At 63.1% G+C, this 12,662-nt stretch carries 9 protein-coding genes and 2 CRISPR repeat arrays (1 of these 11 running past the window's edge); all 9 genes read left to right on the plus strand.

Going from position 1 to position 12,662, the window contains the following annotated elements; all coding sequences use genetic code 11:
• Positions 1–166: 166 nt before the first annotated feature.
• Positions 167–621: a CRISPR direct-repeat array (repeat unit 29 nt; unit sequence GTGTTCCCCGCAGGCGCGGGGATGAACCG).
• 586 nt (positions 622–1,207) lie between these two features.
• Genes cas3 through cas2e form a run of 9 tightly spaced genes read left to right on the plus strand, consistent with a single transcriptional unit; the run spans position 1,208 to position 10,446 of the window.
• Positions 1,208–3,886, plus strand: coding sequence for a CRISPR-associated helicase Cas3' (gene cas3 / locus D7325_RS14005; RefSeq protein ID WP_120996649.1), 2,679 nt, complete (start codon positions 1,208–1,210; stop codon positions 3,884–3,886).
• Positions 3,883–5,424, plus strand: coding sequence for a type I-E CRISPR-associated protein Cse1/CasA (casA, locus tag D7325_RS14010; RefSeq protein WP_120996652.1), 1,542 nt, complete (start codon positions 3,883–3,885; stop codon positions 5,422–5,424). Before cas3 ends, casA begins: the two co-directional genes overlap by 4 nt.
• 1 nt (position 5,425) lies before the next feature.
• Positions 5,426–5,971 (plus strand): type I-E CRISPR-associated protein Cse2/CasB, encoded by a 546-nt coding sequence (gene casB / locus D7325_RS14015; RefSeq protein ID WP_120996654.1) that lies wholly within the window; start codon positions 5,426–5,428, stop codon positions 5,969–5,971.
• 2 nt (positions 5,972–5,973) lie between these two features.
• Positions 5,974–7,107 (plus strand): type I-E CRISPR-associated protein Cas7/Cse4/CasC, encoded by a 1,134-nt coding sequence (gene cas7e / locus D7325_RS14020; protein WP_120996656.1) that lies wholly within the window; start codon positions 5,974–5,976, stop codon positions 7,105–7,107.
• A gap of 2 nt (positions 7,108–7,109) precedes the next feature.
• Entirely contained in the window at positions 7,110–7,781 is a 672-nt protein-coding gene (gene cas5e / locus D7325_RS14025; protein WP_120997049.1) for a type I-E CRISPR-associated protein Cas5/CasD, read from the plus strand.
• Positions 7,756–8,370: a type I-E CRISPR-associated protein Cas6/Cse3/CasE gene (cas6e, locus tag D7325_RS14030; RefSeq protein WP_120996658.1), complete on the plus strand. Its 615-nt coding sequence runs from the start codon at positions 7,756–7,758 to the stop codon at positions 8,368–8,370. The genes cas5e and cas6e overlap by 26 nt, the downstream gene beginning before the upstream one ends.
• A gap of 23 nt (positions 8,371–8,393) precedes the next feature.
• Positions 8,394–9,218: a KilA-N domain-containing protein gene (locus tag D7325_RS14035; RefSeq protein WP_120996660.1), complete on the plus strand. Its 825-nt coding sequence runs from the start codon at positions 8,394–8,396 to the stop codon at positions 9,216–9,218.
• Position 9,219: 1 nt separating this feature from the next.
• Positions 9,220–10,146 carry a type I-E CRISPR-associated endonuclease Cas1e gene (cas1e, locus tag D7325_RS14040; RefSeq protein WP_218565187.1) on the plus strand — a complete coding sequence of 309 codons (927 nt, stop codon included), beginning with the start codon at positions 9,220–9,222 and terminating at the stop codon, positions 10,144–10,146.
• The gene (gene cas2e, locus D7325_RS14045) at positions 10,147–10,446 is read left to right on the plus strand and encodes a type I-E CRISPR-associated endoribonuclease Cas2e (protein WP_120996662.1); all 300 of its coding nucleotides are present in this window, start codon (positions 10,147–10,149) and stop codon (positions 10,444–10,446) included.
• 65 nt (positions 10,447–10,511) lie between these two features.
• A CRISPR array of direct repeats spans positions 10,512–12,662; the repeat unit is 29 nt; unit sequence GTGTTCCCCGCACCCGCGGGGATGAACCG; it runs 868 nt beyond the window's last position.

The raw sequence follows: 12,662 nt of genomic DNA on the forward strand, positions 1-12,662 counted from the left end.
TGCTGCGCTACCTGACGAACTACTACAACCATCAGCGACCACACAGTTACAACGGATACAGAACGCCAGCGCAAGCCGAATCGCTGGCCGGATAAACCTAAACCAGTGTCCAGATTTTGTTGACCACAACACCTGCGGCCTGCTCGGTTCATTCAATCCAGAGAGCGTGTTCCCCGCAGGCGCGGGGATGAACCGCACACCTTGTCCGCCAGTCGCCTTGCAGTAGCGTGTTCCCCGCAGGCGCGGGGATGAACCGCGACCTGTCGGGCCTGCAGCGCGGCGACTTCGGTGTTCCCCGCAGGCGCGGGGATGAACCGCCTGCGGCCCGGAACTCGGCCGCGACGTGTTCGTGTTCCCCGCAGGCGCGGGGATGAACCGGACGCCCAGGGCAACCCGCTTGTGCAGATCAAGTGTTCCCCGCAGGCGCGGGGATGAACCGCCGAACACGGCGTGCTGGGTGTCCTGATGCACGTGTTCCCCGCAGGCGCGGGGATGAACCGAACAGCGACGTACGGCCGTGCTCGATGCAGTAGTGTTCCCGCAGGCGCGGGGATGAACCGCGGATCACGCCTTCACGTTGGCAGTAGCCGTAGTGTTCCCCGCAGGCGCGGGGATGAACCGTGTAATAGCGTTGAGTACCGGAGGATGTATCCGTGGCAGATTCCAACAAGCTCGGCGATGAGCTGAAAAGCCGCCTTCGGTAACTGGCCAGCCTGCGCCAAGGCTCGTCTCGCTGGAGCGTGGGTGATGCCCCGCATTTTGTAGAGCGGGGTGAAGCGCATGAGAGCTTCAAGCAAGAAGCCCTGGCGGCGTGGATGGCGTATCAGGAAGCCGGTCGGCATTTGTCCGGGCAAGAGACTCGGTTTTGGCTAAGTACCTGGGGGATGGCGCAGAGGCGGCGCTTCCAGGTGCCACGATTGATTGTCACCGAAGATGCCGAGCGTGGCTGGAGCGTTGCCGTCGGTGCCTTGCCGGTAACGACCCGCTGGTCGGGAGAAGTGGCTGACGCCTGGCTCGTATCTGCGACCTGAATATGCGCGCTTAGCTGACACATTTTTCTGCACGGTGCCTCCTGAATGGCTTTAGAAACGGCCCGGATGCCCGCTAATGTGACCGAAAAATTCACCTGTCTTTACATACAGACTTCCGTCTTTCACCTTCTGGTGATTAGCTGCCTCGCAGGCAAGGACGCGAGCAGGTGCGAAAAATGAAGGAGCAGTTGCGGTTCTCGCAGTTGTCGACGCAGGCACGGACGATTTGGGCAAAAAGCGGCGAAGGAGCGGGGCATGGTTTGTTGGCCCATCTGCTCGATGTTGCTGCAGTGACCGAAACCCTTCTGACGCTGGAACCCGAGACCACTCGCGGCTGGCTGACCGGGTCATTCGGTTTGCCTCAAGCGAGCATCTCACGCTGGATAGCTGCACTGGCCGGGCTGCATGACTACGGCAAGGCGATTCCCGGCTTTCAAGCCAAGTGGGAAGAAGGCCAGGATGCCGATCGGAATGCTGGCCTGCCGTTCGATAGGCGTGCCTGCGATGTGACCAACCACTCCTGCGCAACCGCGGCGTTGCTGGGCGCTGGCTTGCAGCGGTGCAGCGGTGCAGAGACTGACTGGGTCCGGCATGTGTTGCAGGCGATCAGCGCCCATCACGGCTACCACTTCCTGCGGCCCGAGATTGAACAGGCGCGTCCTGATGACGGGCGCCAATGGGCGGATGCGCGACAGGCGATCCTCGACGCGTTCTGGTCCGTTTTGGCTCCCGAGGGGACTCCCGTGCTCGACGAGCTCGATCTGCCAGCGGTGAACTGGCTGGCAGGGATTACCAGTGTGGCCGACTGGATTGCGTCGAACCCAGAGTGGTTTTCCCTCGGCGAACGGCAAGTTGACCTTCATGACTACTACCGTAACGCTCAGGAACTTGCTGAAGGTGCTCTCCAGCGGATCGGTTGGGGGGAGATGCGGCCGTTGCTGACCGGTCATTGGTCTGCCGACGCGTTGCTGGCGCGTATCGTCAACCGGCAGGGTGTGTCGGCCCGGCCCTTGCAGCAGTCGGGTGATCGCCTGCTCGGCGATGTGAGAGGGCCTGCGCTGCTGTTGGTGGAAGCGCCAATGGGGGAGGGCAAGACGGAGTTGGCCTTTCTTGCCCATCTTCGGCTACAGGCGGCGAACGGACATCGGGGCTTGTATATGGCGCTGCCGACCCAGGCGACCGGCAATGCGATGTTCAAGCGGACGTTGACGTTTCTTGAGGGCTTCGCGGACGGCCCGCTCGACGTGCAGCTTGTACACGGTGGCGCCACGCTAAATGAGGATGTTCAGCACCTGCGAGGTGTCGATCATTCAAGCGGAGCGAGTCTTTCCGCGTCTGCCTGGTTTTCCCAGCGTCGGCGACCACTGCTTTCACCCTATGGCGTCGGTACGGTCGACCAGGCGCTGTTCTCCGTTCTCAACGTGAAACACCACTTCGTGCGACTCTGGGGCTTGAGCAACCGGGTCGTGGTGCTGGATGAGGTGCATGCGTACGACACCTATACCCACGGGCTGATCGAGTCCCTGCTGTGCTGGCTCAAGGCGCTGGGCAGTTCAGTCGTGCTGATGAGCGCCACCCTGCCGGAGCGGCGGCGGACTTCCTTGCTGAAAGCCTGGGGCATTCCGGCTGGCGGCGCCCCGGAGCTGCCCTATCCACGTGTGATGCTCGCTGATCAGAAAGGCGCGCGTGGCGAGCATTTTGAGGCGCGCCCACTCGCTCCGATCCGCCTGGCGGCCATGGGCGAGACGCTGGAGGCCCTGGCTGCACGTGCCTGTGAGCTGCTGGACGGTGGCGGGTGCGGCGCGCTGATCGTCAATACGGTCGATCGGGCCCAGGCGTTGTACCGGACGCTAAGCGAGCGCCTTGATGGCTCGGTCTGCCTGTTGCTTTTCCACGCACGCTTTCCGGCCGACGAACGTAACGATCGGGAGCGCAGGGTGCTCGGGCTGTTCGGTCCGGATGGCCAACGGCCGGAGAAGGCGCTATTGATCGCCACCCAGGTCGTAGAGCAATCGCTCGATCTGGATTTCGATTTCATGCTCAGTGACCTTGCGCCGGTCGATCTTCTTTTGCAGCGGGCCGGGCGGCTGCATCGGCACATGAGAGAGCGGCCCCCCATGCATCAGGGCGCCTGCTTGCATGTTGCCGGCTTGGATGGCGCCAAGCTGCCAGACCTCAAGGAAACCGCCTGGCAGTACGTCTACGACGCCTACATTCTCGGTCGGACCTGGGCGTTGCTGTCTCGTGAGCAGGAGCTGCATCTGCCGGGCGATATCGATCGACTGGTCCAGGTGGTGTATGACCTGGACGGGCCGCTGCCAGACGACCTGGAGGAAAAGGCGAGGCAGTTCATCGAGGTCGACACGTTCGGTGAGTATCTTGCTAAGTCGGGTGATCAGCGCATGCGCTCAGTGAACATCGCCATAGATCCCTTGGCCGAGCCGCAGCATGCCTATGCGGGGAAGCCCCACGGCAACGAGGAGGGCGACGGCATCGGCCTTACCAACCGCACCCGCCTGGGGCTGGAGTCGGTCACGCTGATCCCGGTGCGGGTAGGTCTGCATGGATGGCAAGTCGATGCTGGCGCACCCTGCTTCCAGCCGGATCAGCCGGTGGATGACGACACGGCTCGCCGGCTATACGCCCGGCAATTCAAGCTTTCACGCAAGGCCGTGGTCGCGCATTTCCGAGCGGGCGAAGCGCCGCTGGCGTTCACCGGACATGCGCTGCTGAAACACTGCTATCCCTTGCCGCTGAAGGATGGGCGCTATGAGTTGGATGGTTTGAGTATGCGGCTGGATGAGGAGCTGGGGCTTGTTTATGAGCACCAGCAAGCGCAAGAGGGAACCCTATGAGCAAGGCCATCAATCTTCTGGACGAGCCCTGGCTACCGGTACAGCTGGCGGGTGGTGGCGTTACTCGGCTCGGCTTGCTGGAACTGTTCGAGCGGTCTGGGGAGATCGTCGCGCTGGCCGAAACGGCGCCGCCCAGCCTGATCGCCGAGTATCGACTGTTGCTGGCGATCACCCATCGGGCGCAGGGTCGGGCCTTCGGCGGCTGGAAGGACATGGATCGCCGCCGTTGGTACCGCGACGGACTGCCGGTGGCTGAGATTCATGAGTATCTCGAGCATTGGCGCGAACGGTTCTGGCTGTTTCATCCAGAACATCCATTCATGCAAGTGGCGGCGCTGGCCACGGCTGATGAAACGCGGGACAAGCGCAAGCCCTGGACGCAAATTGCGCTGGCGAGTGCCAGCGGCAACACACCGGTAGTGTTCGACCACTCGCTGGACGATGCGCCGCTTGAGATCACGCCTGCCGATGCGCTGGGAACCTTGCTCGGTTTTCTGCAATTCACGCCGGGCGGATTGGTGAAGGTTGTGCGTGGTTCCGATAAAGCCGGCGCGCTGGTTAACACCGCTGCGGTATTGCCTGTTGGGGCAACGCTACAACAGACGCTGTGCCTGGCATTGCACCCAGAGCCAAAGGGAGGCATAGATGACCTGCCTGCCTGGGAGCGGGACGCTCTGAGCATCACCGAGCTAAGCGGTGATCCCGTGCTTGCGACAGGGCCCAATGACCGTTACACCCGCCAGAGCCGTGCCGTTCTGTTGCTGCGCGAGGCCAGTGGCAATATTCGGTGGCTGCGTTTCGCCGCCGGGTTCGCGCTGGGGGACGATCCGAACGCGCCGGACCCTATGGCCAGCTATCGAGCCGGAAGCAATGGCCTTGTTCGGCTGAGCTTCACGGAAGGGCGTTCACTCTGGCGTGATCTCCCGGCGCTGGTTCCGGACATCAGCGGTACGGCGGCCAGGCCGGCGGCTGTCCTCACGCATGCGATGAGCCTGCACGACAGCTTTGACGGTGTTTACCAACCGGTTCTCGTGGCCGGCCTGGCCAGCGACCAAGCCAAGCTACTGCGCTGGCGTTCGGAACGGGTTGCCCTGCCCGCCGTGTTGCTGGCCGATGCGAACAAGGCCAACCGGTTACGGAAACTGGTTGCCGAGGCTGAAGCGCTCTTCAGTGAACTGCGCAAAATCGCGACGGGCCTGCTGGCCGACACCTTGCCGGACCCATCCAGCAAAGACACCCGCGCTCGCGCCCGTGCGCTGGTTGATAACGGGCCGTTGTCGGCCACCTTCTTTGCCCATGCCGAACGCTCCCTGCACGCAGTGCTCCTTGCGCTGGGTGAAGGGCGGGGCGACATCGCCGACGCTTTCTGGAGCGAGGCATTGCGCACCAGCGCCCGGCAGGCCTGGACGGCCGTGCAAAACGGCATCGGACGCTCCCCGCTGGCTTTGCGTGCGATTGCCCGACACGAGCCGCGCGTAGCAGCGTTGCTGAACAAACTCCTGCCGAATCTAGAAAACCCACCTGCCAAGGAGGCATGACATGAGCGAGTGTGCGCTGCGATTCGTCGATCATTTGAAGGCGCTTGGCCAGGCCAACCGCGGCGCCATGGCTGCGCTACGTCACAGCCTTGCGTTCGAACCTGGCACCTACGAGAAGGCATACCCCTACGTTGAACGTTTCGCCAGTGCCGAGCAGTCGCCGCGTTCGCCGTGGCGTCTGGCGCTGTACCTGACGGCGGGACTCTACGCACGCCATCCGCAAAACGCCGCGCAGAGCTTCGCCGCTGCCTTTGGTGAGCTGTGGCGTGCGCGCGAAAGTTCGCCCAGCGTGGAGAAGCGTTTCATCGCCTTGCTGGGAGCCGATGCAGAAAACGTCGCCGAGTATCTGCGCCAGGCCATCAGCCTGCTGGCAGCCGAGGACATCGGTTTCGACTTTGCCCGGTTGCTGGATGATCTCAAGTACTGGCTGAACGCCTACGCCCCCGAACAGCGCGACCGGGTCCGCCAGCAATGGGCACGCGATTTCTACCGCGCCAATATTTCTGATAACGCCAACAACACCAACAGCCAAGAAAAGGACGACTGAGCATGGGCCTGTTCCTCGAATTCCACCTGATCCAGAACTTCGCGCCTTCCAACCTCAACCGTGACGACACCGGCGCACCCAAAGACGCTATTTTCGGTGGCCAGCGGCGGGCAAGGGTCAGCAGCCAGTGCTTCAAGCGGGCCATACGCCTTGCGGCGAGCGAGCACGAGCTGATCCCGGTTGCTCATCGCGGCGTGCGCACCAAGAAACTGAGGTCGTTGCTGCTGGAACGCCTGACCAACCGCGATGCAGAAGAAGCGGCCGGCAAGATCGAGGTCGCCCTGGGGGCCGCCGGGCTGAAGCTCAAGGACGACGGCAAGACCGAATACCTGCTGTTCCTTGGTGAGAATGAAATTAACGGCTTTGCCGCGTTGATCGAACAGCACTGGGAAGAACTGGCTGCCGGGGGCGACAAGAAAAGCAAAAAGGACGCCAAGGCCAGTTTGCCGCTGGAAGTCGTAAAGAAGGCCAAGTCCTTGCTCGACGGTGGCAAGGCTGTGGATGTCGCCCTGTTCGGTCGAATGCTGGCGGATATGCCGGAAGCCAACCGGGATGCGGCATGCCAGGTCGCCCACGCCATTAGCACTCACCGGGTCGAGCGCGACTTCGATTACTTCACTGCGGTGGATGACATGGGCGGGCCGGAAGAAAGCGGCGCGGGCATGATCGGACAGGTCGAGTTCAATTCGGCCACGCTGTATCGCTACGCAGTGCTGGATGTCCGTAAGTTGCTGAGCAACCTGCAAAGCGACCGAGACCTGACCCTTGCTGCGCTAGAGGCCTTTGCCCAAGCCATGGTGCGGGCAATCCCCACGGGCAAGCAGAACAGCTTTGCTGCGCATAATGCCCCTGAGTTCGTGGGTGTGTGCCTCCGGCACGAGGCTCCGCTCAACCTGGCCAATGCCTTCGAGAAACCGGTGGCGCCACGCCCCGACAAGTCGCTCACCGGGCAGTCGGTAGAAAGGCTCGCCGAATACGAAGGCAAGCTTTCGAGCTATTACGCCGCGTCGACCGATCAGTGGGCCTGCCTCGACCTGACTGGCGGGTGGCCTGCCGAAAAAGGCGGCCAATTGCCGTCGTTGGCTGCGCTGGCCGGTTGGGTGCGCGAATCGGTCGCTTCCGAACTGGAGGCCTGACTATGCCCACCTTGCTGCTGCGCCTGCAGGGGCCGATGCAGTCCTGGGGCACCACCAGCCGCTTCGACGAGCGCGATACCGGGCTCGAGCCGTCCAAGTCCGGCGTGGTCGGCCTGCTATGCGCCGCGCTCGGCCGGGATCGCAAGGAACCAGTGGAGGACCTGGCTGCCTTGCGGATGGGCGTGCGAGTCGACCGGGAAGGCGTGCCGATGCGTGATTACCAGACGGCCACTGGCGTGGTCGTGGCCGCAACAGGCAAGGCCGATCTCGGGCGTACTGTGGTCAGCCCGCGTTATTACCTGTCCGATGCGGTGTTTTTGGTCGGTCTGGAAGGCGAAGATCAAGCGTTGCTCGAGCGTTTGCATGCTGCCGTAAGGAATCCAGTTTGGCCGCTCGCATTGGGCCGAAAGGGATTCGTGCCCGGGTTGCCCGTACATCTTCCGGATGGATTGGTTGCCTCGCCCCTGTTCGAAGCATTGGAGTGCTACCCCTTCCTGCCTGGGCATGGAGAGCGTCCGATTTCGCTACGTGGCGCGATCGAGCATGCCAGCGAAGGCTCGATCCGTTTGGATCAGCCGGTAGCACCCTTCGCAGAGCGCCGCTTCGGTCCTCGCTTCGTCAAGTCCGTTTCGTTCGCAGGAGGCGAGCATGTTTCTGACCCGATTGGCGCTTGACCCGCGCAGCGCCCAGGCGCGTCGCGATCTGAGCAGCCCGTACGACTTGCATCGCACTTTGGTTCGAGCCTTTGTCCGCGACGCTGAACAGACGCCTCCGCGTTTTCTTTGGCGGCTCGAGCCAGGTGGGGCTTGGGATGCACCGGTTGTGCTCGTCCAGGCACAGGCAGAGCCTGACTGGTCGGCACTTACGGCGTTGCCGGGTTATTTGAAAGGCGCGCCCGAGACTAAGCATGTCGATGTCGAGCGGTTCGTCCAGGCGGGCGGTCGCTACCGGTTCCGGCTGCTGGCTAACCCTACGGTAACCCGCGAAGGCAAGCGCTACGGGTTGGCTACCGAGACGGCACAGCTCGACTGGCTGGGTCGGCAGGGGGCTCGCTTGGGTTTTGCGGTCGAGAGTGTGCTGGTTACCAGTAGCGATTTGCTGGAGACCCGCAAGCGCGATATGCGCATCAGCCTTCAACGGGCCTGCTATGAAGGCCTGCTCTGGCCGAACGATGTCTCGCTCCTGGCCGGTGCACTCCAGTCGGGCATCGGCCCCGGCAAGGCATTCGGTTGCGGCTTGCTCAGCCTGGCAAGGATTGGCTGACATAACTGACAGAGAAGAAACCGATGAAAGCCAAACTCCAGGTCCTCGACCAGCAGATCGGCACCACCACCAAGGATGGTATCGAGTACATCAACATCACCGACATCGCCCGCTTCAAGAACAACGAGCGGACCGATGACCTGATCCGCAACTGGCTGCGCAACCGCAACACCATCGAGTTCCTCGGCATCTGGGAGCAGCTCAACAACCCGGTGTTTAAACCCGTCGAATTCGACGGGTTTAGAAAACAGGCCGGCTTGAACAGCTTCACCCTCACGCCCAAACAATGGATCGAGCAGACCGGCGCCATTGGCCTGATTTCCCGAGCCGGCCGCTACGGTGGCACCTTCGCCCAGAAAGATATCGCCTTCGAATTCGCCAGCTGGATCTCGGTGGAATTCAAGCTCTACCTCATCAAGGAATTCCAGCGCCTCAAGGAACAGGAGTTCCAGCAGCTGGGCTGGGACATTCGGCGCAATCTGGCCAAGGTGAACTACCTGATCCACACCGATGCCATCCGCGAGAACCTGATTCCGGACACCCTGACCAAGCAGCAGACCAGCCAGGTCTACGCCAGCGAGGCCGACCTGCTGAACGTGGCGCTGTTCGGGGTCACCGCGCGCGAGTGGCGGGACGCCAATCCGGCGCTCAAGGGCAACATCCGCGACCACGCCAACGTGCACCAACTCGTCTGCCTGGCCAACCTGGAGTCGATGAATGCGCATTTCATCGAGCAGGGCGTCGTCCAGGCGGAGCGGCTGCAAAAGCTGAACGAACTGGCCATCCGGCAGATGCGTGTCCTGGTTGGGCAAGGGCTGTCGCGGCTGTCCGCAGGCGAGGCCGAGTGACATGGCCTCGACGCTATTGCCGCCGCTCAAGCCGCTGCCCATGAAGGACCGCATCTCCATGGTGTTCGTCCACTACGGACAGATCGACGTGCTCGACGGCGCCTTCGTGGTCATCGACAAGAACGGCGTGCGCAAGCACATCCCGGTCGGGGCGGTGGCTTGCATCATGCTCGAGCCGGGCACGCGCATTTCCCATGCGGCAGTGAACCTGGCAGCGACCGTCGGCACCTTGCTGGTCTGGGTCGGTGAGTCGGGCGTGCGGCTGTACTCCAGCGGCCAGCCGGGCGGCGCGCGGGCCGATCGTCTGCTCTACCAGGCCAAGCTGGCGCTGGATGACGACCTGCGGCTAAAGGTGGTGCGCAAGATGTACGAGGTGCGCTTCGGCGAACCGGCGCCGGCCAGACGCAGCGTCGAGCAATTGCGCGGCATCGAGGGCGCGCGCGTGCGCGGTACCTACAAACTGCTGGCGCAGCAGTACAAGGTGAACTGGCGCGCGCGCAATTACGACCGCAACCAGTGGGACGCGGCGGATATTCCCAACCGCTGCCTGTCCGCAGCCACGGCGTGCCTATATGGGATCACCGAAGCAGCCGTACTGGCCGCAGGCTATGCGCCGGCCGTCGGCTTCATCCACACGGGCAAGCCGCTGTCGTTTGTCTACGACATTGCGGACCTGTTCAAATTCGAAACCGTGGTGCCGCTGGCTTTTCGCATTGCCGCCAAGTCGCCGGCCGAGCCTGAGCGAGAAGTACGGATCGCCTGCCGCGACCTGTTCCGTTCGGACAAATTGCTCGGCCGTATCATCCCGCTGATCGAGGAAGTGCTGGCAGCCGGTGGTATCCATCCACCCGAAGCACCGCCAGAGTCCGTCCCGCCAGCCATCCCAAACCCCGAAAGCCACGGCGATGCCGGGCACAGGGCGAAGTAAATGACGTTTTTGGTCGTCGTCACCGAGAACGTTCCGCCCCGCTTGCGCGGCAGGCTCGCAATCTGGCTGCTCGAGGTGCGTGCCGGTGTCTATATCGGTGATGTCTCGCGACGCACCCGCGAGATGATCTGGCAGCACCTCGAAGCGGGCTTTGAGGACGGCAACGCGGTGATGGCCTGGGCGAGCAAGAGCGAGTCCGGCTACGACTTCCAGACGCTCGGCGCCAACCGCCGTGAACCCATCGACTACGACGGCCTCAGGCTGGTCGCTTTCCAGCCCATACAAGACTCCGATCTTTAACAAGAAAACCCGGTAGAGTTCTTGTAGCCGATTTTCTTCTTTATGAACAAACGGTTACGTTTGGTGTGTTCCCCGCACCCGCGGGGATGAACCGTCGATGCTCAGGCGTTCAGTGAGGGCAGGGTGGTGTTCCCCGCACCCGCGGGGATGAACCGGCCTTGGTTGTGTCGCCAAACGATTCGCGCTCGTGTTCCCCGCACCCGCGGGGATGAACCGGTTGACCCGTTTGAGGATTGATCCTGAATCCCGTGTTCCCCGCACCCGCGGGGATGAACCGGGTGCCGCGACCGGTGGGGCGGGTGCGTACGTGTGTTCCCCGCACCCGCGGGGATGAACCGGGTGAGCAGCAGGCAGGCGGCGATGATCAGGCGTGTTCCCCGCACCCGCGGGGATGAACCGCGATCGACACGCATATCGAGGCGGGTGGCGGTGTGTTCCCCGCACCCGCGGGGATGAACCGTCGGGTCACGGCAGGCATGGCGTTACTCGTTCGTGTTCCCCGCACCCGCGGGGATGAACCTGCTTGCCTTGTACGGCCTGCCGCCATTCACGCGTGTTCCCCGCACCCGCGGGGATGAACCGCCCTGAAGGACGCTTGCATAGGTGTCATCGCCGTGTTCCCCGCACCCGCGGGGATGAACCGCCCGTTGAAACACTGAACGGGTGCCTGGGTGCGTGTTCCCCGCACCCGCGGGGATGAACCGGCGCACAATGTCTGCCCAAAACGTATGAACCCGTGTTCCCCGCACCCGCGGGGATGAACCTACACCGAGAGCACGGCCTACGGCGTGCGGCAAGTGTTCCCCGCACCCGCGGGGATGAACCGGTTGTTTTTATCAATTCTACTGGCTCAGAGGCGTGTTCCCCGCACCCGCGGGGATGAACCGCGCAGGGTGCCGATCTTGTAGCCGGCCGAGGTGTGTTCCCCGCACCCGCGGGGATGAACCGCTTGGCCTCGAATCAGGTCACATTGGCCACTCGTGTTCCCCGCACCCGCGGGGATGAACCGGATGGTATCGGCCACAGCCATTCGCCCGAATAGTGTTCCCCGCACCCGCGGGGATGAACCGGAACGGAAGGAATTATGGACAACGTGATTCAGGTGTTCCCCGCACCCGCGGGGATGAACCGCCTTATAAATCAGGCATTTAGGTGTAACGCTTGTGTTCCCCGCACCCGCGGGGATGAACCGACGGAATCCGCAAACACGTTTCAGTCGGCTACGTGTTCCCCGCACCCGCGGGGATGAACCGCTCGCTGTCCTTCATGGGCATTCGGCCTTGTTGTGTTCCCCGCACCCGCGGGGATGAACCGACCGGCGAGCGGATGACGCAGAAGATGTACGCGTGTTCCCCGCACCCGCGGGGATGAACCGATGGTGTCCTTGTTCGGCCTTTCTCCAAGGTCGTGTTCCCCGCACCCGCGGGGATGAACCGGCCGACAGCCTAGCTGGCGTGCTGGAAGAGCAGTGTTCCCCGCACCCGCGGGGATGAACCGATGATTATGAACGTGCTACAGGCCGAACGGTCGTGTTCCCCGCACCCGCGGGGATGAACCGGCCGACACGAACCGGATCGCGGTTCTGTCCGTGTGTTCCCCGCACCCGCGGGGATGAACCGCGTAGGGCGCATGAGCGGGCGATGTGTGAGGGGTGTTCCCCGCACCCGCGGGGATGAACCGCATCGCCATCTTCGGCAGGGACGGAATATGTGGTGTTCCCCGCACCCGCGGGGATGAACCCTCAGCTCGTTCAGCCAGTCCAGCCGAACCATCGTGTTCCCCGCACCCGCGGGGATGAACCGGAGTACGTCGAGCAGCGATCACCGAGGCTCACGTGTTCCCCGCACCCGCGGGGATGAACCGCGATGGATTGGGAAGGCAACAAACAACAGGTCGTGTTCCCCGCACCCGCGGGGATGAACCGCTGGCAGAGGCGCGCGACGGAGTAGACGTTTTCGTGTTCCCCGCACCCGCGGGGATGAACCGGCCCGGAACTGATGGTTTCGGGGCCTGCCCGCGTGTTCCCCGCACCCGCGGGGATGAACCGTTTTCATCGGCTATTCCTTAGAAACAGAGGGCGTGTTCCCCGCACCCGCGGGGATGAACCGAACCTTACGCCGCCTGCTTGGTATCAGCGAGCGTGTTCCCCGCACCCGCGGGGATGAACCGCGACTAATCGCCCGTTGGGCGAGGTCGAGGCCGTGTTCCCCGCACCC

It is taken from the genome of Stutzerimonas urumqiensis (assembly GCF_003640395.1).
GTDB classification, from domain to species: domain Bacteria; phylum Pseudomonadota; class Gammaproteobacteria; order Pseudomonadales; family Pseudomonadaceae; genus Stutzerimonas; species Stutzerimonas urumqiensis.

What these genes read in the sequence shown, in the direction of transcription:
- cas3 (WP_120996649.1), top strand. Translation starts at nt 1,208, where the DNA reads ATGAAGGAGCAGTTGCGGTTCTCGCAGTTGTCGACGCAGGCACGGACG.
- casA (WP_120996652.1), top strand. Translation starts at nt 3,883, where the DNA reads ATGAGCAAGGCCATCAATCTTCTGGACGAGCCCTGGCTACCGGTACAG.
- casB (WP_120996654.1), top strand. Translation starts at nt 5,426, where the DNA reads ATGAGCGAGTGTGCGCTGCGATTCGTCGATCATTTGAAGGCGCTTGGC.
- cas7e (WP_120996656.1), top strand. Translation starts at nt 5,974, where the DNA reads ATGGGCCTGTTCCTCGAATTCCACCTGATCCAGAACTTCGCGCCTTCC.
- cas5e (WP_120997049.1), top strand. Translation starts at nt 7,110, where the DNA reads ATGCCCACCTTGCTGCTGCGCCTGCAGGGGCCGATGCAGTCCTGGGGC.
- cas6e (WP_120996658.1), top strand. Translation starts at nt 7,756, where the DNA reads ATGTTTCTGACCCGATTGGCGCTTGACCCGCGCAGCGCCCAGGCGCGT.
- D7325_RS14035 (WP_120996660.1), top strand. Translation starts at nt 8,394, where the DNA reads ATGAAAGCCAAACTCCAGGTCCTCGACCAGCAGATCGGCACCACCACC.
- cas1e (WP_218565187.1), top strand. Translation starts at nt 9,220, where the DNA reads ATGGCCTCGACGCTATTGCCGCCGCTCAAGCCGCTGCCCATGAAGGAC.
- cas2e (WP_120996662.1), top strand. Translation starts at nt 10,147, where the DNA reads ATGACGTTTTTGGTCGTCGTCACCGAGAACGTTCCGCCCCGCTTGCGC.